Source organism: Streptomyces sp. NPDC020801, assembly GCF_044334385.1.
GTDB lineage: Bacteria > Actinomycetota > Actinomycetes > Streptomycetales > Streptomycetaceae > Streptomyces.
This window is the reverse complement of sequence record NZ_JBIRST010000010.1, coordinates 265,425-285,060: the sequence shown is the minus strand read 5'-3', so window position 1 is coordinate 285,060 and position 19,636 is coordinate 265,425. Positions and strand designations below refer to the sequence as shown.

Sequence of the window (19,636 nt, the reverse complement as noted above, 5' to 3'; positions counted from 1 at the left end):
GCCCTGACCCCATCACCCGATCAGTGGCCACGCTGAAAGAGCTCAGTGACCGCCGCAGTCGGCTCGCAATCGCGGCCCGCGGCCTCGCGGGCCTTGCCGCGCAGCCAGTCGTGCAGCTCTTTGACCAGGCCGTTCCTGCGCCGCCTGCGGAAGAAGGCATAGACGCGGTCCCATGCGGAAAAGGCCGTGGAACGGAGCGCCACTTGACGCCGTTGCCGGTGACGTAGAAGACCGCATCCAGCATCTGCCGATGACAGTGGCCCTCCGGCCGGCCGCGCCCCGGCCCTCCAGCCAGGCCGGCACCGGCAGCGCCTCACGTACCACCACCCACTCCGCGTCGGTCATGTCCGACGGGTACCTCCGTACCCTCTCCGGCCGGTCGGCTGAGCTCCCGAACCGGTGTTGAGGCAGGGCAATCGCATGACGGCACACGGGAGTTGGACATGCCCCGGTTCGTCACACAAGACTGGAACAACAGGGCCTTCTTGGTGTTCGTGGCGTCGCAACCCCGAGCTGCCAAGAGGCCCTGCTGTCATGCGTCCATCCGGACAAGGTCACCCGACCAGTGACCCGTTCGAACAGACCCGTCCTCATGAACGATAGGAATACGGCTTCTCAGTCCAGTAGTTTCGCTTGACGCCGATGGCTCTGACCTCCTTCCCTGTTGGTTCATCTGGGTGGTGAAACCTTCTCACCTTTGGAATGCGCCTGAAGTGAGCCCGAGAATGCGTAGCTTCGTCATGTCTGTGGCAGCCGCCACGGTCTCCCTCTCACTCGCCGGCTGTAGCGTGCTGAACGCTCCGGTGGGCTCCACTGACACAAGCCCGACCAGGGGCAACAACGTCACGGTGGGTCTGCTGATGCCGGAGACAACGAACACGCGTTACGTGAATTTCGACTACCCCATCATCAAAAGCAAGGTCGCCGACCTTACCCGGAAGCAGGGCAAGGTCGAATACGTCAACGCGGCCGCGAGCGCGAGCAGGCAGATGCAGCAGATGCAGGAGATGATCGACAACAAGGTCGACGTCATCCTGCTCGACGCGGTCGACTCGCACGCCATCGCGGGCATGGTGCAGAAGGCCAGGGACGCGGACATTCCGGTCATCGCCTACGACCGTCTGGCCGAGGGTCCGATCGACGCGTACATCTCCTTCGACAACGAACTCGTCGGTGAGGTGCAGGCCCGCACCCTGCTGGAGGCGCTGGGTCCGAACGCCGACACCTCCGACAAGGTCGTCATGATGAACGGCTCGCCCACCGACCCGAACACGAAGCAGTTCAAGCAGGGCGCCCTCTCCGAGCTGAACGGCAAGGTGACGATCGCGGCGTCCTACGACACGAGGAACTGGAGCCCGGATCTGGCCCAGGCCAACATGACCGAAGCACTCGGCAAGATCGGCAAGGACAACATCGCCGCTGTCTACTCCGCCAACGATGCCATGGCGGGCGGCATCGTCAAGGCACTCAAGGCAGCCGGCGTAACGGACATCCCTCCGCTCACCGGCCAGGACGCAGATCTGGACGCGGTCCAGCGGATCGTCACCGGCAACCAGTACATGACCGTCTACAAGCCGTACCCCGGCGAGGCCGAGGCCGCCGCCGAGATGGCCGTCGACAGGTTCCAGGGCAAGGACATCGAGTTCGACGCCCTCACCCGGGACCACGTCGACAGCCCGACCAACAAGGACATCCCCGCCCAACTCGTCCCCGTGACCGCCCTGACGAAGAAGAACATCAAGGACACGGTCGTCGCGGACGGCATCTACAAGATCTCCGACATCTGCACCGCCAAGTACAAGGCGGCCTGCGCCGCGATCGGCCTCACGAAGTAGTGGGTTCGACGATGCGGCGGATCCCAGTGCCGCGCCGGAGGGGAGTGAACTCTTCCCCGGATGGCGGAAGGATTCCCCCAGCAGGCGGGCAACGCAGGTCTACAGCATCGCCTTCGGCCGGCCGGCGGGACCCGAGCTGTGCACCGACCGCGGCCAGCGCCGTGATCACCGGCTGGAAGAACGTGATACCGCCCGGGCGGCAGTTCCCGCTGCCGCCCGGGGTGAGTCCGACCGGCACTGCCGTCACGCGCGAACATCGAGCATCCGCCGTCGCCCGGCTCGGCGCAGACAGTGCCCCATGCAGGCGCGGTCGGCCAGTATGGGGACGCCGCGGTGAGATCGTGGGCGCGGCCGGGCAGTGCGGGCGAGATCCCCAACAACGCCACGGGCGACGGCATCTCCAGGTCCGCCCAAGGACCGCGGCCAACCGCTGCCCACCGGTGGCCCGGCGGGCCCGTGGGAGCTGCCGGCCCGGCGGCGGGACAGGGGCGCCACTGCCGGAATGCCGCGTGCCAGCAGCCCTGTGCTGTTGAGCACGGGTCGGCACTGTCCGCGGGCCGGCAGCAACCGCTCGCAGGAGTCAGCGAGATCGTCGGCGTCGGAACGCTTCCCGCAGCTCGCCGTCACGGTCTCGCGTTCGCGGTCACCGCGGCACTGGTGGCCAACGCCCGGTAGCGGGGAGCGGAAACCGTCTTCCTGCCGGCAGGTGACGACGACGTCGCGCAGATCTACGCCCGACTCGGCTTCCGCAAGATCGGGACGGTGCTGATCGCCGAACCCGCCGAATAGGTCCGCCCTGTCCACTCCGCAGTGGTGTTACTTCTCATCAACGATTTCGGGCTCTGTGATCGACAAGTGATGTCCAAACCCGGATACGGACGGTGTCCGTTTTCACCTACCAAGCCAGGCAGCCGAACCGCGTAATCCATCCCGCCGGCGTTCGGCCCGAGGCGAGCTCACCGATGTCGACTTCACGCGCAAGCGGTGTTCGTCCGGACTGCGGTGGAGCCCCTTCGACGCTGCGGCGGCCGAGGGCAGCACCGCCAGTACGCGGTCATGGAACCGGTCCTCGCCCACGGCAAGCGCGCGCACCCTTGCCCACCTGCCCTCTGGGCCCGTTATGCCAATTCGGCATGGGCCGACCTGCTGCCGTGCGGCCAGCTGTAACGTGCCACGGGCGCGGGCCTCCGCGTTCTATGTCAAAGCCACCCAAACTGGCGATCCGCAGTCGCCTTACCAGCGTCCCCGCGCTATGCCGGCCCCGCGTCCGGGCAGCAGGATCGGCTCCCTCGTCCCACCCGGACCGGGGGAAGTGATCAAACGATTGACCGCAGTCTTGACAGGGGCAACTGCCGGACCTACGTTTCAGGTCAATCGTTTGACCGACGCCCCGTAATCGAGAGGAGCAGATCCGTGAGCGTGACCGTTTCCGAGACTGCCTGGTGGCCACCGTTCAGCCGTCCGGACGAGGCATCCGCTGTTGACGGCCCCCCGACGCTGGTACGGGGCCGGGGTGTCTGGCTGGAGCGCCAGGACGGGGGGAGGCTGCTCGACGGTGTGGGGGCCCTCGAAGCCATGGCTGTCGGCCATGGGAGGCAGCGACTCGTAGACGCCGCGGCCCGGCAGATGCAGGAGCTCGCGTTTCTTGACGTGTTCCGCTACTCCTCACCCCCCGCGCTGTCACTTGCGGACAAGCTGATCTCGATCGCACCCCCTGGCATGGACCGGGTGCTCTTCACACCGGGTGGATCGGAGGCAGTGGAGACGGCGCTGAAGCTGGCTCTGCAGTACCACTGGGTGCGTGGCGACAGGAATCGCCGGCTCGTGGTCTGCCGCAATGGCGCTTACCACGGGGTGACGTTCGGCGCCATGAACTGCGATGGTGGCTACTACTCGACCCGCAACGACGTCTACCTCGGTGACAACAGGTTCGGCGTCATCGCGCAGGGACCGGCTACCGGCGAGGGATGGGGCAAGGGGGCGCCCTACGCGGCGGGCGCGGCGCAGTTCGCCGCAACCATCGAGGAGGTCGGCCCGGAGAACGTTGCCGCAGTGATCGTGGACCCGTGTGCCACGGCATCGGGGGTGGCCGCCGCTCCGCCATCAGACCTCAAGGCCCTGCGGGCCCTGTGCGACGCGCACGGCATCCTCCTCATCGCCGATGAGGTCATCACCGGGTTCTGCCGTACGGGCGAGATGTTCGCCAGTCAGCTGGCGGGCGTCACCCCGGACTTGATGACGGTGTCGAAGGCGCTGTCCAGCGGCTACATGCCCATCGGTGCGACCGTCGTGCACTCCAAGGTCACCAAGACGATCAACGATGTCCACGGCCCGGACGGGATCTTCGCTCACGGACACACGTACGGTGGCCATCCGGTCGCCTGCGCGGTGGCCGCGGAGAACATCGCGATCCTCGAGGAGGAGGGGCTGGCCGAGGCAGCGGCGGCGAAGGGCGCCTACCTGCGGGACGGGCTCGCCACACTCAGCCACCATGGCGTCTACGCCGACTCCCGCGGGGTCGGCATGCTCAACGGACTCGAAGTGTTCCCGGGCGGCGACGCCGACGCGGGACGGTTCGGGACGGCTGCCGCGGCCTGCGTCTGGCTGCGCAAGCGACTGCGCGACATCGGACTCGTCACGCTCACCGTGCATCCCGGTCGCGTCTTCCTGCTGGCTCCTCCGCTGGTCATCTCCAATGCCGAGATCGACACGCTTGTCGCCATGCTCGACCAGGGGCTCAACGACCTTGAGGCGGCACGATGACCTCCAGGATCGACCTGGCGGGCAGGCGGATCCTCGTGACGGGAGCCGCGGGCGCACTGGGCGGAGCCATTGCCGCGACTCTGGTCCAGTCCGGAGCGAACGTGGTGCTCACCGACCGTCCGGGCTCGGGCGTGGAGGACGTCGCTGCCGCGCTGGCTCCCGACGACCGCACCGTCGTCGGACTTGCCTTCGATCTCGTCGCACAGGCTGCGTCGCTCCCAGGTGCCGCGACCGCGGCGCTTGGCGGACTGGACGGGTTGGTCAACGCGGCGGGGGTCATGCACACCACTCCCTTCACGGATGTCAACCCCGAGGAGTGGCAGCAGACCCTGGCGGTGAACCTGACCGCCACCTTCCAGACCGTCCAGGCCGCGGCGGCGGCGATGACGAAGGGCGGGTCCGTGGTGAACATCGCAAGTGTCGCCGCCCGATCCGCACGCCCCAACGCGGCGCACTACGCCGCGTCCAAGAGCGCAGTACTCTCGCTGACCAAGTCCGCGGCGGCCGCCCTCGCGCCCCGGATCCGCGTCAACGCCGTGTGCCCGGGCCTGTTCAAGACGCCGATGTGGGACAAGATCCTGGCGGACCGTGATGCCGTATTCGGTCCCGGCGCGGGGGCGCGTTACTTCGAGGAGATCCGGCAGGCAACTCCTCTCGGGCGTGATGGGCTGCCCGCGGAGCTGGCGAACGTCGTCGCCTTCCTGCTGTCAGATCTCGCCGGCTACGTCACCGGCCAAGCACTGAATGTGTGCGGCGGACTGGAGATGGACTGATGGAACCCTCGTTCCGATTGCTCGAGCACATGTACGCCGACCCGGTCGCCCGAAGTATCTGGTCCGCCGACAGCACCATCTCCTCGTGGCTGCGCGTCGAACGCGAACTGGCCCGCGCACAGGCAGGGGTGGGTCTGCTGACCGAGGCGGAGGCTGAGGCCATCGCGGCGGCGTGTGATAGCGGGCTGGTCGAGCAGCAGAACCTGTGGAAGGCGGCTCGCAACGTCGGTTATCCGATCCTTGGACTGGTTCGGGAGATTGTGCGCCAGCTCCCGCCGGGCCCGGGTGGGCGAGTGCACTACGGTGCCACCACGCAGGACATCATGGACTCCGCTCTGTCCCTCCAGCTCGTCGAGTCCTGCGACCATCTCCAGTCCCTGACCATCGCCATCGGCGAGGCCATCGCCGAGAAGGTGACCGAGCATGTGGACACGGTCCTCGCCGCGCGAACGCATGGGCAGCAGGCAGTTCCCACCACGTTCGGCGCCAAGATGGCGGTGTATCTCTCCCAGTTCGCCGACTGCCTGGAACGACTGCGTGCGAGCCACTCACAGCTGTCGGTGGTGAGCCTCTTCGGAGCCGGAGGCACCAACGCGGCAATGTCCCCGTACGGGGTCGAGGTCCGGCACGCGATGGCGGCCGGGCTGGGTCTGCGCGCATCAGACGTGCCCTGGCACGTCGCCCGGCACCGGGTCGTAGACTTCGCGCTCGGCTGCGCCATGGCCGCCGCTGTGTGCGTTCGCTTTGCCCGCGAGGTGATCGACCTGTCTCGCAACGAGATCGGGGAGTTGCGGGAGCAACTCGCCCCCCTGAAGGGCGCGTCGTCCACGATGCCCCAGAAGGCGAACCCGATCGGTGCGGAATCGATCGTGGGATTCGGCATCGCAGCCCAGTCCGAGGGCACGGGACTGGTTCGGGCCATCGAAGCCGGGCATGAGCGGAGCGCCGGCGAATGGCAGGCGGAGTGGATCCTGCTGCCCCAGGTCGTCGAGCACACGGCTTCGGCGTTGAAGTTGCTGCACGAGGTGGTGTCGACGCTGGTGGTCGACGCAGGATCCATGCGGCAGAACCTGAACGCCGACGGTGGGCTGCTCATGAGTGAGGCCATGATGATGAGCCTCGCGCCGGTCCTGGGACGGGAACAGGCACACGACCTGGTCTACGAGGCCGCGCACGGCAGCCGTAGCGAAGGCCGGCCGTTCCATGAGGCCGTCGCCTCCCAGCTCGCCGGCCGTGGCCTGGCGGACGGACTTGGTCAGCCCATCAGTCCCGAGGCATACCTCGGCGAGGCACGTGGAATCTGCAAGGCCGCCTGCGACCGTTGGTCCGCAGTGGTGAAGGAGTCCACCCGGCGCTCCTGAGAACGGAGCAGCAATGACGTGGCTCCGGGCCGGACCGGAGGACTCGCGGCCGAGCTCGTCGCCTGGTGGGAGAGGCGGGTGCCGCACCGGCATAGCCCGGGGCGATTCCCGGAATCTCACACGGACATCTTCGTCGCTTGGATCGTTCGGTATGTCCCGTCGGACGCCGCTGACAACACAGACGCCCTCCGCCGCAACGCGGAGGTATCACCGGGCAGGCCGTCGAATGACGGCGATGCATCTCACTAGAGAATCGAATGGAGTCATCGTGATCAAATCACGCTGGGTGGTCGTCGCAGCCCTCATGAGCGCCACTCTCACAGCCTGTGGTCCCGGTTCGGGCGACTCGGCAGCGCCGGGTCACTCGGACGCACCGAAGAAGTTCACGGTCGCGATCAGCAACCTGGGTCTGAACTTCCCCTTCCCCGCAGCGATCAGCAAGGGCATAAGAGAGAAGGCAGCTCAGCTCGGTGTCACCATCGTGACCGAGACCGATGCCCAGGGAAAGGCGGACAAGCAGTCATCGGACGTCCAGGACATCATCTCCCAGCACCCCAAGGGCGCGCTGCTGCTCCCCGTGGACAGCACCACGTCGACCAAGTGGGCCGATGAACTGAAGGCAGCCGGGATCACGACCGTCGCGGTTGCCTCCCAGGTGGGCGACCCCAAGACCCGTCAGCCCGAGGACGTCTACCCCGCGCTGGCCGCACTCGTCACGCAGAACGAAGAACAAGCCGGGGCAAAGGCGGGTCAACTCGCGCTCAAGGCGCTGCCTCACGGTGGGCAGATGGCCATCGTGGAGGGCGCGGCCGGCTTCGCGGAGAACACCACCCGTGTCGCGAAGTTCCAGGCCGCCGCGAAGACCGCCGGTGTCAACTTGAGCGTCGTCGCGAGTCAGCCCGGCGACTGGGTGCCGGACAAGGCCCAGGCCGCGTGCCAGAACATGCTCCAGGCCCACCCGAAGATCAAGCTCTTCTACGCTCTCAGCGACGATATGGCCGTCGGCTGCGGGAAGGCCATCAAGGCCGCATCCAGCAAGGCGGTCGTGATCGGCGTGGGCGGCAGCAAGCTGGGCGTGGACGCGGTCAAGCAGGGAAGCGTCTACGGGACCGTCTGCTACAAGCCGGTGGACATGGGGGAGCTGGCCATGCAGACCCTGTACGACGCGCTGGCGGGCAAGCCTCAGAATTCGCGGTTCGTCACCTACCCGACACCAGCCATCACCAAGGACAACGTGGCTGAATGCACGCCGCAGTGGTGACATCCGCGCACCGCAGTCAAGTACGACCACCGCAAGGCACCAAGGATGCAGACACATGACTGACGTCGCGCAATGCACAGCTCACCCGCCACTGCTGCAACTTACCGGAATCCAGCGGCAGTTCCCCAACGGAACTCGTGCGCTGCGCGGCGTCACCTTGGCGGTCAACCCCGGCGAGGTGCACGGCCTGGTCGGCGCCAACGGTGCCGGCAAGTCCACCTTGATCCGTATCATAGCCGGGGCGGACCGGCCCACCGCCGGTGAGATCCGCTGGGAGGGCCAGCCTGTTTCGTGGAGGTCCCCGCGCGCCGCCCGGGACAGGGGTCTTGCGACCATCTACCAGCACGTGCCCCTGGTGCCCACGCTTTCGGTCCTGGAGAACGTCTTCCTGGACAGGGGCGGCTGGCTCCGTCGGCCTGGGGACCTTCCGGCCGCGTTCGACGCCATTTGCGAGCGAGTCAACTACCACCTGGACTCATCCGCCATCGTCGGGGATCTGCCCATCGGGCAACGGCAGATGGTCTGTCTGTTCCAGGCGCTCGCTTCCGGTGCACGCCTGATCGTCATGGACGAGCCGACTGCCAGCCTGGCGCACGCCGAACGGCAGGTCGTCTTCGATGTGGTACGACGGCTCTCGGCCGACGGCACCGCGTTCCTCTACGTCAGCCACTTCCTCGACGAGATCACTGACCTCACCGACGTCGTGACCGTGCTGCGGGACGGCCAGGTCGTGCTGTCGGCGCAGTCCAGCGGTCTCGCCGAGGAGGACATCGCCCGGGCCGTGGCAGGGCGGCAACTGTTCGCCGTCGAGCACCTCGCCCCGACCCGGGCTGATCAGGACGCCCCGGTGCTGCTGGACGTGCGCGACCTCTCCACCGCCAGCGGCATCCGCGGCCTGAACCTGGCCGTGCGGCAGGGGGAGATCGTGGGCGTCGCCGGGCTGCTGGGCTCGGGCCGCACCGAGCTGGTACGCGCCATCTTCGGCGCGGACAAGCGGTCGGGGACGATCACCCTCGACGGCGTCGAGGTGGCAGGGAACCCCAAGGCTGCCGTCGCCGCCGGAATCGCCCTCGTCCCGGAGGACAGGACAGCGCAGGGCCTGTTCCCTCAGATGCCGATCTGGAAGAACGTATCCATCACCGATCTCAACGCCGTGTCCCGCTACGGCATCGCCAACGAGCAGCGGGAGAGGGACAGGTCCCAGCGCGCGATCCGAGACCTGGGCATCGTGGCCCATGGCGCGGACACCGTCCCGGGGGAGCTGTCCGGTGGCAACGCCCAGAAGGTGGTGTTCGCCAAGTGGCTCTATACGGACGCGCGCCTGTGGCTCCTGGACGAGCCGACGGCCGGAGTCGACGTCGGAGCCAAGGCGGAGATCCTGCAGCTGATCCGGGACTTCGCCGGGCAGGGGCAGGCAGCCCTCGTACTGTCGAGTGAGTTCGAGGAACTCCTCGCGGTCTGCACTCGCATCGTCGTGATGCGCAATGGGCACCTCGTCGCCGAGCGTGATCCACGGGCGACCGACGAAGAAGAACTGATCATGCTCGCGAACGGAATCGACCGGGGCGGGCAACCTCAACGAGAGCAGAACGGCCATGTCTAACCGCAAGTCCGCACTGGTGTCTTCAAGCTTCGGATTGGCCAACGCCGGCGTCTACTACGCCTTCGTTTCGATCGTCGCGGTCCTGTCCTTCCTCAGCGCTGATCTCGGCCGACCGCCCTACCTGGCGCCGGCGAACATCGGAAACCTGCTCGACCAGACGGCCGTGGTCGCCATCCTGGTCATCTTCACCACAGTCGTTCTCATCAGCGGAAACTTCGACCTGTCCATCGGGTCGGTGGGCGCGCTGGGAGCCGCGGTCTTCCTCATGGCCGTACCCTCACTCGGGCTGTGGGGCGGATTGGCCGTCACGCTGCTCGTCGGAGCGGGCGTAGGCCTGCTGAACGGCGTGATCGTGCAACTCATCGGGATCAACGCATTCATCGTGACCCTGGGCACCATGACCGCGGTCCGCAGCCTCGTCCTGGTGCTCACCAACGGTCGCACCATCATCATTTCCGACGGCAGCGGGGCGAAGGCCCTGCAGACCCTCGACGGCTCGGCGCTCCCCACCCCCAACCTGTGGCTGGTGGCAGGCATCGTCCTGCTCCTGGCTGGCGGGGTCCGTGCCGTCGCCTGCCGGCATCGCCGGGCACCGCTGGACCGGATGGTGTATGTGTGCATCAGCTTCGGAACCGCCGGCACGATCGCCTCGTTCTTCCTCAGCTACTCCCTGAGCGTGACCCACCAGACGATCTTCCTGCTCGTGCTCGGCGTCGGTGCGGGCGCGGTGCTGCGGTACACCACGGTCGGCCGACGACTCTACGCGGTCGGAGGCAACGCCGAGGCGGCCCGTCTGTCAGGTATCGCGGTGAACCGCTACAAGGTCGTCGCCTTCGTGCTCAACGGAACGGTCGCGGCGTTCGCCGGCGCCCTCTACGCGGCTCGCCTCGGCTCGATCAACCCGACCGGACTCACCGGCTTCGAGCTGACGGCGCTGGCAGCGGCGATCCTCGGTGGCACATCGCTCTTCGGCGGCAGCGGAACCGTCGCCAAGTCCCTCGTCGGCGCGTTGATCCTGTTCACACTGCGCAACGGCTTCAACGTGCTGAACCTGGGCGCGAACTGGCAGGGGCTGATCGAGGGCGTCGTGCTCATCGTGGCGGCCGGAATCTACACGGTGAGCGGCCGACGCAAGTCCAGGCAGCCGGCGCGCCAAGGGACGCAACCGCAGGAACCGAGCCCGGCATTGACTCAGAGCACCCTCGATGCGACGCAGGCAACGGCATAAGAACACGTCTACCTCGCCACCCGGCAACCAGGCTTGTACGGTGCCTGCCCGGGCCGTCACTTCGGAGACAGACATGGCCATCATCGACGCTCACCAGCACGTATGGGACCTCAAGCGTGTCGCCTACCCGTGGCTCACCCCGCAGTTCGGCGTGCTGTACCGCACGTACCGTTTTGCCGAGCTCGAGCCCGACCTTCACGGCTGTGGCGTGGACGGAACGGTCATGGTGCAGTCGGCGGACTCGGTCGAGGAGACCCGCTGGATGCAAGCGGTAGCGGACCGGTCGCCACTGGTGAAGGCGATCGTGGGCTGGGTGCCGCTCGACCGACCGGACAAGGCCGAGGCCCTCCTGGAGAACTACGCCGACGATCGTCGCATCGTGGGTGTCCGGCACCTGATCCACACCGAGTCCGACGAGGACTGGCTGTTGAGACCTGAGGTCCAAGACGGCCTCGCCCTGCTCGCGGAGCACGGCCTCACCTTCGACATCGTCGCGGTGACCCAGCGGCACCTGATGCATGTACCCAGGCTCTCGGAGCGGCACCCGAATCTGCGGATGGTCATCAACCACCTGGCGAAGCCCCCCATCGCCGACGGAGGTTGGAACCCGTGGGCGGACAACCTGCGCGTCGCGGCAGAGAACCCGCTCGTGCACGCGAAGATCTCGGGCCTCAACACCGCTGCGGATCCCATCCACTGGACGGCGGTCGACCTGAAGCCTTACGTGGACTTCGCCCTGGAAGTCTTCGGCCCGGACCGGCTCATGTACGGGGGTGACTGGCCGGTCACGCTTCTCGCAGGCGGCTACCGGAAGGTGTGGGAGGCCACGCGCTCACTCATGGCGCATCTGCCCCAGCGTGACCAGGACGCCGTCTTCGGGGAAACCGCGATCAGATTCTATGGGATCGACCTGGAACGCGAAGGCGATCTTTAAGACCTCACCGAGGATACTCATGACTCACCTCTATGAACGAGTGGCCGGGTCGCCGGTCGGATGGAACGCGTCGCTGGGGCGGCGCATGCGAGACGACGACCTGGTCACCCTGGGCACGTCCAGTCTGACGCTTGCAGAACGGGCCCTGGAAGAGAGCCGGTACGACGTCGCGGCCGATCTCATCGCCTATCAGCACGAGGAGATGACACGCATCAACGAAGCGGTCCTCACCTGGCTGACCGAGATCCTGGCCCATCGAGCCGGCCTGGCCGGCCTGCACCGGTCGGCGGCATCGGCCGAGGCCGCGGTGATCACCTCGTCGCTGGGCTCGTTCAACGCCGGCGAGGGTGACCTCGTGGCTGCCATTTCCGCCTGCCGGGCCGGTGACCGAGATGCGGCGGCCGCAAGAGCCGAACTGATGCGGATCCGCACGGCCAGCGTTCACGACCTCCTGGTCTGGTGGACCCAGCACCTGCTGACCGAGCTTGCCACCGACCACGGTGACGAGGCGGTTCGGGACGTCGTGCTTGAGGCGTACAACTCCTTGTGGTCCAGGCGATACGCCAACTGGTACGAGATGGACGCGCTCGAACGCCTCCAGCTGTCCGTCGAAGGCATGCGCGGTCACCTGTCGGGACCCCGCCACCGCGGAGACGTCGTCATCGCCGAAGACGAGGACGCGTACCGCATGGTCCTGGATCCGTGCGGCAGCTGCGGTGTGCTGCGGCGCGGAGATCCGGACAGCGGCCGACGCGCGTGCGATCCGGCCGGTCCGCGCAAGCCATACGAGTGGACTTACAACCGCACCGACATGGGCTGGTACGCCGTCCACTCGGCGATCGTGATGGAGTGGCTGCAAGTACGCGAGGGCCGACCGCCCTTCAGGCCCCTCCTGGGGTGCGATCTGGACGGGCCGTGCACATGGTTCGTGTTCAAGAACGCGGCCGCCGCGTATCCCGCTGAGCCGGCGATGGCTGCTCTCCTGGGCAACAGCAGGTCGGGAAGCGCTGACGCGGAGCACCCGGAGGCTGTCGCAGACGAATCGCCGAGGTCGTGACGGCCGGCGTTCCGAAAAACAATCGTTTGACACACCCTACGAGTGCAACTGAGGAGACCGGGATGACACTGGCCGATCTGCATGCAATGTGGCGCATACGAGCATTCGAAGAGAAGGTACGGGACCTGCGGCTGGCCGGTGATATTGCCGGCTCTGTCCATCTGTGCATCGGCCAGGAGGCCGGCCCGGTGGGAGTGTGCACGGAGCTGGAAGAGCGCGACGCGCTGTTCGCCACCTACCGCGGCCACGGCTGGGCCCTCGCGCGTGGCGTGCCGCCCACGCTGCTTCTGGCCGAGCTGCTCGGGCGCAGTACCGGGATCAACGGCGGGCGGGGCGGCTCCGCCTATTTCACCGCCCCCGCTTACGGCTTCTACGGTGAGAACTCGATCGTGGGCGCCGGCGCCCCGATTGCCGTCGGCGCCGCCGTCGCCGCCCAGGCGGAGGGCAGCGGACGAGTCGCGGTCACCGTCTTCGGCGACGGTGCCCTCAACCAGGGCTCCGTGCACGAAGCGATGAACATGGCCGCCGCCTTCGGGTTGCCGGTGGTCTTCGTCTGCGAGAACAACAAGTACTCCGAGCTCACTCCGATCCATGCCATGGTCCGCGATCCCGAACTGTTCAGGCGGGCCGCCGCCTACGGCATGCCCGGCATCCGGGTGGACGGCAACGACCCGGCCACCGTGCGCGCAGCAGCAGCGGAGGCCATCGCCCGGGCCCGTGCCGGAGAAGGCCCCACACTGCTGGAACTGATGACGGAGCGGCTGGTGGGGCACTACATCGGCGACGCCGAGCAGTATCGGCCCCGCGGCGAGGTGGAGAACGCCAGGTCCCGCGAACCGCTGGTGCGGCTGCACTCCGGACTTGCCGCCGCCGGAGCCTTGGAGACCGACCTCGACGCGGCCGAGGTGCGGGCCCGCGCCGAGATCGAAAGCGCTGCTGAGCAGAGCCTGGGCGCACCCCTTGCTGACCCTTCCACCGCTAAGGACCACATCTATGCCTGAGACGAAGAAGCTGAACTACGGGGGCGCTGCCAACGCCGCCCTCCGGCACATCCTGGCCACCGACCCTCGCTCGCTCCTCTATGGCGAGGACGTGGCACTGCCCGGCGGCGTGTTCGGCATAACCCGCGGCCTGCGCAAGGAATTCGGAGAAAACCGCGTCTTCGACACGCCGATCAGCGAGTCCGCGATCCTGGGAAGCGCCGTGGGCGCGGCACTCATGGGCAGTCGGCCGATCGTCGAGATCATGTGGGCCGACTTCTCCCTGGTAGCACTCGACCAACTCGTCAACCAGGCGGCCAATGCCCGTTACATCTCCCAGGGCCAGGCTCCCACCCCGATCACCGTGCGCACACAGCAGGGCAATGCCCCCGGTGCCTGCGCCCAGCACTCCCAGTGTCTGGAGGCCTTCTTCCTGCACACCCCCGGGCTGCGGCTGGTCATGCCCGCGTTCCCCCAGGACGCCTACGACGCACTGCTCACCGCACACGCCCTGGACGACCCGGTGCTGGTGGTGGAGAACCGCACGCTGTACCCCGGCGAGAAGGCCGAAGTCGAGCTGCGTGAGCAGCCGCGCCGCGCCGGTTGGCATCACCGCCGCCGAGAGGGCGACGACATCACCGTCGTCACCTGGGGCGCGATGACGCATCGGGTCCTCGAGGCCGCCGAGGGTCTCGCCCGCGAGCACGGCCTGCACGCCGACGTGCTGGAGATGGTCTGGCTGAACCCGTTCGACCTGGACGCGGTGCTGGCAAGCATTGCCCGTACCGGCCGCCTCGCCGTGGTCCACGAGGCCAACATCACCGGCGGCTTCGGCGCCGAGGTGCTGGCGAGGGTCGCGGAGGCGGGAGTGCGGCTGACCGCCCCACCGGTCCGCATCGCCACCCCTGACGCGCGGATTCCTGCCGCCCCGGTCCTGGCCCAGGCGCTTGTCCCCACGGCCGACGTGATCACCGAACGGTTGCTGGCGGCACTCCCCGCCACGACGGCGTAGGGGGCGGTGTGCTCACCGGACTGTGGCACACCGGCCTGCACGTAAGCGACCTGGAGCGCTCGGTGGCGTTCTACCGTGACGTGCTGGGCATGATGCTGGTGCACCAGCAGGAGCAGCACAATGCCTACACCGCCTCCCTCGTCGGTTTCGGCGGCGCTCACCTCAAGGTCGCCCAACTGGCCCTTCCCACCCGTCCCCCGGCCGCCGCCTCCACCCATGACATCGAGCTGATCGAGTACGTGGTACCGCGCGGCACCCACATCCGGGCTCGCCGTTGCGACCCGGGCACGGCCCACCTCGCCTTCGCCGTAGCGGACATCGACGCCGCCTGCGCTCGGTTGATCGCGCGCGGAGTACGGCTGATCTCCCCACCCAACCGGATCACCTCCGGAGTCAACAGGGGCGGCGCCGCCTGCTACTTCCTCGATCCCGACGACCACACGCTCGAACTCGTCCAACCCCCGCCCGCACGCATCGCCGGCAAGGAGTGACACCACATGCGCATCGCGCTGCACAGCCGCCTGCACGAGGGCAGGGAACTCGCCTACGAGGCCGAACACCGGGCCGTGCCCGAGGAGCTGCTCGCCGCACTACGACGGGCAGGCATCTCCGAGTGGGCCATCTGGCGCAGCGGCTCGGACCTGTTCCATGTCGTGGAATGCGCAGACTTCGGCGCAGCCATGCGTGAGCTGCAGGAAGACCCCGCCAACCAGCGTTGGCAGGAGACCATGAAGGCATACGTCGCCTCCTTCGCCGAGAACCCCGGCGGCGCCGCCGACCTGGGCCTGCGACAGGTATGGACACTTACGGATCAAATGACGACCGACACCGAGTGAGCTTCGATGCCGCCCACTGGGGGAGTCGCGGGACCAAGGCTTGTTAAGGCTTGGGACGGGCGCTAGAGTCTGCGGAAGACAATCGATTGACTTCCGAGTGGGTGGCGACCGCTGCGCTCAATCGCCGATCACCGGAAGCACGGCGGCCCGGAGCCTGCGTCGTCGGCGGCATCACTGCCCTGTCCTGCGGCGTGACTGTCGCGTGCTGTTGGAAGGAATCGCATGCTGGAACACTTCGCCCCGATCGCGGCCGACTGCGACCTCACTGTCGCGGAGGAGCACAAGCGCCCGATCGCCGTCATCGGCGCGGGAGCCATTGTGGACGTCGCCCACCTGCCCGCGTACCGTCGCGCAGGACTCGAGGTGGTGGGGATCTACGATTTGAAAGCTGAGCGTGCGGCCGAGGTGGCGGCCCGCCACGGCGTGGAGACGATCTACCGGTCACTCGATGAACTGCTCGACGACGAGCGCGTAGCAGTGCTCGACATCGCCGTCGCCCCGCAGGCTCAGCCTGACATCGCCCGACAGGCATTGCGAGCGGGCAAGCACCTGCTCTGCCAGAAGCCGTTCGCCCCAGACATAGGAACCGGGCAGGAAATCGCCGCGCTGGCCGCCGAACGCGGCCTCCATGTCGCAGTCAATCAGCAGATGCGCTTCGAAGAGGGCATCGCCGCTGCCCGAGCGATGGTCCGGGCCGGCTGGATCGGCAGCCCCACTGCCATGTCGGTCACGGTCAATGTCGCCACTGACTGGTCCGCCTGGGAGTGGCTGCTCACGGTCGACCGGCTGGAGATCATGTTTCACTCCATCCACTACCTCGACACCATCCGCTCGATCCTGGGCGATCCCGTACGCGTCTTCTGTACCGGCAGCCGCACCCCGGGCCAGCTTCCGAGGGGTGAAACGCGGACGATGAGCACGCTCGTCTACCCTGGCGACATGCGCGCGCTCGTCCACGTCACCCATGAGAACAGGGCCGGTGACCCGGAGGCGCTGTTCCGCATCGACGGCAGCGAGGGCAGCATCAAGGGCACGCTCGGCCTTATGTACAACTATCCGGATGGCCGCCCCGACACGTTGGAAGTCAACAGCCGTGTGCTTCCCACCGACGGTTGGCTGCCTTACCCCGTGACGAGGCGCTGGATCCCGGACGCCTTCGCCGGCCCGATGGGCTCGCTGCTCAAAGCGATCTCCACCGGATCCGTGGCCGACACCGCGGCGAGCGACAACCTCCAGACGCTGCGGCTGCTCCACGCCCTTTACCGGTCGATGGACACCGGCGAGAGCCAGTTGCTGGTGAGCCCATGAGAATGGACAACCCTTCGTCCGGCCGCCGTCGGGGGCGTGTCACCATCAAGCAGGTCGCGGAGCACGCGGGTGTGGACCCTTCGGTGGTCTCCCGTGTCATCAACCACGACCCGCGTCTGTCGGTCAGGCCGGAGACACGCGAGCGCGTTGTCGCCGCCATCAAGGAACTGGGCTACCGCCCCAATGCCGTCGGCCGCAGCCTGCGAACCGCGCGCGCAGGCATGCTGGGGCTGTTCATCCCGGATTTCGCCAATCCCGTCTACGCAGAGATCATCAAAGGCGCCGAGGCAGCCGCTGCGCAGCTCGGATACCTTCTGGTGACGGGCAGCGCGAGTGGCAGCAAGCCCGGGACAGGCCACTACGTCGATCTGCTCGGCCAAGGCCGGGTGGACGGGCTCCTGCTGGCAGGGACCGATGCCAGCAGTGCGTTGATCGACAGGTTGAACGATGCCTTGCTGCCCTGGATCCTGGTCAACCAGCGAGTGAGCTGGGCACGGCGCTACGTCATTCTCGACGACGAACGAGCCGGCGACCTCGCAGTCGAACATCTGGTGGATCTGGGGCACCGCCGTATCGCGCACCTGGCCGGCCCGCCCACGTCAGACACCGCTCGCCGCCGACGCGCCGGCTATCTTGCCGCGATGGAACGAGTCGGTCTGGCCCACGACGAACGGCTCATCGTCGATGCCGACTACACGCCTGCCGGAGGCGCCGCGGCCATTGCCGACTTGCTGGCGCTTGACGAGCCTCCGACCGCGGTGTTCGTGGCCAACGTCGCCTCGGCCATCGGTGCGCTGCACGCCGCGCAGGCTGCTGGTGTCGAGGTTCCGCGCGACCTGTCGTTGGTGGCGGTACATGACCTGCCGCTGGCCGGCTACCTCACGCCACCTCTCACCACCGTGCGGATGCCGCTGGAGGACCTCGGCCGCCGCGGCGTCGAACTGCTGACCGGCAGCGATCCTGACGCTCCCATCGAGGAGACAGTGGACAACTCGGTCGAGCTCATCGTCCGCGACTCCACCACACGCCCCCCGCGACGCCGTCGCAAGACCTTAGGGGCCGCAGAGCATGGTTAGGCCGTAGGGGCGTCTGCTGGTGGGGACCGGGGCCGGCTGCCGGGTCATGGTGGAGTGTGGGCCGTGGCGCGAGCGGCCGAAGTCATGACACATCAACAACCGGATGACCTCACCCGCATACTGCCCGGCACTTGATGGCATGCGCGAGCAGATCCGACACGCGCAGCCGGGGGCGCACGTTGCCGGGCCCGCGGAACAGGCGCCAAGGACCAACTTGCACCAGCCGTCTCCGACTCCGGCTCCGCGCGCAGGTGCCGGCCGACCGTGTCGATGAGCCCGGCCTGGCGGGTGTCGGGGCCGATCCCGCCGGCAACCGCTATCTCGGCTGCTGCCGAGCTGGAAGCTGCTGCCCTTCCGTATGACGCGTGAGGGGGGAACGTGCCGGCCGGGCAGACGGGCAAGACGCTGATGGGACCGGGCGTACGCTTGCCCAGCAGATGGCCGCCGAGGGCGAGAACGTGGGGAACATGCCCTCGACCCTGTTGGCCCGAGCCCGGTTGCGGCCACCGGCGCAGACCGCAAGACTTTCCGGCCTCGTCGCGGGTGAAGGTCAGGGCGGAACGGGAGGGTCAGACGACCTGGGTACTGGATGCCGCGCGCCGGTGAGCCCGGTCATCGCCCTCCGCCGGCTCACCAGCGTGGCCATTCGCCTCGTCCACAGCCAGGCCCGCCTCACCGCGCTGCTTGGCGGCACCCTTCCCCAGCAGACCGTCCGCCCATTCCTCGACGAGGCCGCCGACGGAGTCGTCCACCCCCCTGACTCTTGCCGCATGCGCGGCGCCCGCCGCGCATCGCTCAACAAGGACAGCGGGCATCCGCCTGGTCCTCATCCCCGGCCGTTGGTCCTTCACCTCGGCGGCGCCGGCGCGTGGGCAGAACAAGATGACCGCCCGCCGTCCGTGTGCGCCCGCGCCCGCGGGCCGGCAGTGGCTGGGCCGGTACGACAGAACCGGCAACGGCATCGTCAGCGTGACCACCGTGTGGACCGACGGCCGTGTGTGACACCCGCTCCAACGCCCGGCCGTACACCCCGGCACACCACTTCGCCCGCAGCCGGTCCGACCCGGCCTTCTCCGCACGAAACCGCAGCCGGCCGCCGCCCCCGCGGCCCGCGGGAAGGAGGCGGGCCTCGGCTGCCGGGCGATGGGCGCCGACTGCGCCTACTCCGTCAGCGACGACTGGTCCCTCGATGCCTGGGCCCCGGCCGACCAGCCGCACACCCCGTCGACGCCACCCATGCTCCGACGAGCCTGGACCGACAAGGATCCACTCTATTGCCGGGTTTGACAAACTGCCGGCAAAGAAGCGTCACCTCCAATCCTGCGTAAAGAAAAAGGCGCCCTCGGGCCGCATCGACAGGTATCGGGCCAGGTAATTTTACGCTTCTGACCATGGCGCCGAGGATCCAAACTGGTCCTACGTGAGTTGGAATCCAGCGCGGAGTACGCCCAGAGCGAAGGGGGTGAAACAGTGACAGCGCAGAGCGCTGTTTAGCTGCCCCATGCGGGGGAGGCAGCCTCGCGGTCGCCTGTTTGTGAGTCGTCTCTCAAAGCCTGCATAACCAAATTCCAGTTCTGCTCGGTTGCGCGGCTGGTGATTTCGTGCCGAT

Annotated in this window: 17 protein-coding genes; 15 read left to right on the top strand and 2 right to left on the bottom strand. The window is 67.6% G+C overall.

Annotation, left to right across the window (positions count from 1 at the left end):
• Positions 1-20: 20 nt before the first annotated feature.
• Positions 21-203 (bottom strand): hypothetical protein, encoded by a 183-nt coding sequence (locus ACH4UM_RS22560; RefSeq protein WP_398182132.1) that lies wholly within the window; start codon positions 201-203, stop codon positions 21-23.
• A gap of 537 nt (positions 204-740) precedes the next feature.
• Here ACH4UM_RS22560 and ACH4UM_RS22555 point away from each other — a divergent pair.
• The 15 genes from ACH4UM_RS22555 to ACH4UM_RS22485 all read left to right on the top strand — a co-directional run bounded on the left by ACH4UM_RS22555 (position 741) and on the right by ACH4UM_RS22485 (position 18,027).
• The gene (locus ACH4UM_RS22555) at positions 741-1,835 is read left to right on the top strand and encodes a sugar ABC transporter substrate-binding protein (protein WP_398182014.1); all 1,095 of its coding nucleotides are present in this window, start codon (positions 741-743) and stop codon (positions 1,833-1,835) included.
• Between the two features lie 1,413 nt (positions 1,836-3,248).
• Positions 3,249-4,598, top strand: a complete 1,350-nt coding sequence (locus ACH4UM_RS22550) for an aspartate aminotransferase family protein (RefSeq protein WP_398182011.1) — start codon at positions 3,249-3,251, stop codon at positions 4,596-4,598.
• On the top strand, positions 4,595-5,371 hold the full coding sequence (locus ACH4UM_RS22545; RefSeq protein ID WP_398182008.1) for an SDR family NAD(P)-dependent oxidoreductase: 777 nt from the start codon (positions 4,595-4,597) through the stop codon (positions 5,369-5,371). Before ACH4UM_RS22550 ends, ACH4UM_RS22545 begins: the two co-directional genes overlap by 4 nt.
• On the top strand, positions 5,371-6,732 hold the full coding sequence (locus ACH4UM_RS22540) for an adenylosuccinate lyase family protein (RefSeq protein WP_398182005.1): 1,362 nt from the start codon (positions 5,371-5,373) through the stop codon (positions 6,730-6,732). Before ACH4UM_RS22545 ends, ACH4UM_RS22540 begins: the two co-directional genes overlap by 1 nt.
• 268 nt (positions 6,733-7,000) lie before the next feature.
• Positions 7,001-7,993, top strand: a complete 993-nt coding sequence (locus tag ACH4UM_RS22535; protein ID WP_398182002.1) for a sugar ABC transporter substrate-binding protein — start codon at positions 7,001-7,003, stop codon at positions 7,991-7,993.
• 55 nt (positions 7,994-8,048) lie between these two features.
• The gene (locus ACH4UM_RS22530; RefSeq protein WP_398181999.1) at positions 8,049-9,596 is read left to right on the top strand and encodes a sugar ABC transporter ATP-binding protein; all 1,548 of its coding nucleotides are present in this window, start codon (positions 8,049-8,051) and stop codon (positions 9,594-9,596) included.
• Positions 9,589-10,824, top strand: coding sequence for an ABC transporter permease (locus tag ACH4UM_RS22525; protein ID WP_398181997.1), 1,236 nt, complete (start codon positions 9,589-9,591; stop codon positions 10,822-10,824). The genes ACH4UM_RS22530 and ACH4UM_RS22525 overlap by 8 nt, the downstream gene beginning before the upstream one ends.
• A gap of 73 nt (positions 10,825-10,897) precedes the next feature.
• On the top strand, positions 10,898-11,758 hold the full coding sequence (locus ACH4UM_RS22520) for an amidohydrolase family protein (protein WP_398181995.1): 861 nt from the start codon (positions 10,898-10,900) through the stop codon (positions 11,756-11,758).
• A gap of 19 nt (positions 11,759-11,777) precedes the next feature.
• Complete coding sequence (locus ACH4UM_RS22515; RefSeq protein WP_398181992.1) at positions 11,778-12,815, top strand: hypothetical protein; 1,038 nt, start codon at positions 11,778-11,780, stop codon at positions 12,813-12,815.
• A gap of 62 nt (positions 12,816-12,877) precedes the next feature.
• Positions 12,878-13,816, top strand: a complete 939-nt coding sequence (locus ACH4UM_RS22510) for a thiamine pyrophosphate-dependent dehydrogenase E1 component subunit alpha (protein ID WP_398181990.1) — start codon at positions 12,878-12,880, stop codon at positions 13,814-13,816.
• Positions 13,809-14,807 (top strand): alpha-ketoacid dehydrogenase subunit beta, encoded by a 999-nt coding sequence (locus ACH4UM_RS22505; RefSeq protein WP_398181987.1) that lies wholly within the window; start codon positions 13,809-13,811, stop codon positions 14,805-14,807. Before ACH4UM_RS22510 ends, ACH4UM_RS22505 begins: the two co-directional genes overlap by 8 nt.
• An 8-nt stretch (positions 14,808-14,815) precedes the next feature.
• A complete protein-coding gene (locus ACH4UM_RS22500; protein ID WP_398181984.1) occupies positions 14,816-15,298 on the top strand; it encodes a VOC family protein in 483 nt (160 codons plus the stop codon).
• A gap of 6 nt (positions 15,299-15,304) precedes the next feature.
• The gene (locus ACH4UM_RS22495) at positions 15,305-15,643 is read left to right on the top strand and encodes an L-rhamnose mutarotase (protein WP_398181981.1); all 339 of its coding nucleotides are present in this window, start codon (positions 15,305-15,307) and stop codon (positions 15,641-15,643) included.
• A gap of 222 nt (positions 15,644-15,865) precedes the next feature.
• Positions 15,866-16,951: a Gfo/Idh/MocA family protein gene (locus ACH4UM_RS22490; RefSeq protein ID WP_398181978.1), complete on the top strand. Its 1,086-nt coding sequence runs from the start codon at positions 15,866-15,868 to the stop codon at positions 16,949-16,951.
• Entirely contained in the window at positions 16,948-18,027 is a 1,080-nt protein-coding gene (locus tag ACH4UM_RS22485; RefSeq protein ID WP_398181976.1) for a LacI family DNA-binding transcriptional regulator, read from the top strand. The genes ACH4UM_RS22490 and ACH4UM_RS22485 overlap by 4 nt, the downstream gene beginning before the upstream one ends.
• Positions 18,028-18,596: 569 nt before the next feature.
• Here ACH4UM_RS22485 and ACH4UM_RS22480 read toward each other — a convergent pair.
• Positions 18,597-18,779 carry a hypothetical protein gene (locus ACH4UM_RS22480; protein WP_398181973.1) on the bottom strand — a complete coding sequence of 61 codons (183 nt, stop codon included), beginning with the start codon at positions 18,777-18,779 and terminating at the stop codon, positions 18,597-18,599.
• Positions 18,780-19,636 lie beyond the last annotated feature (857 nt).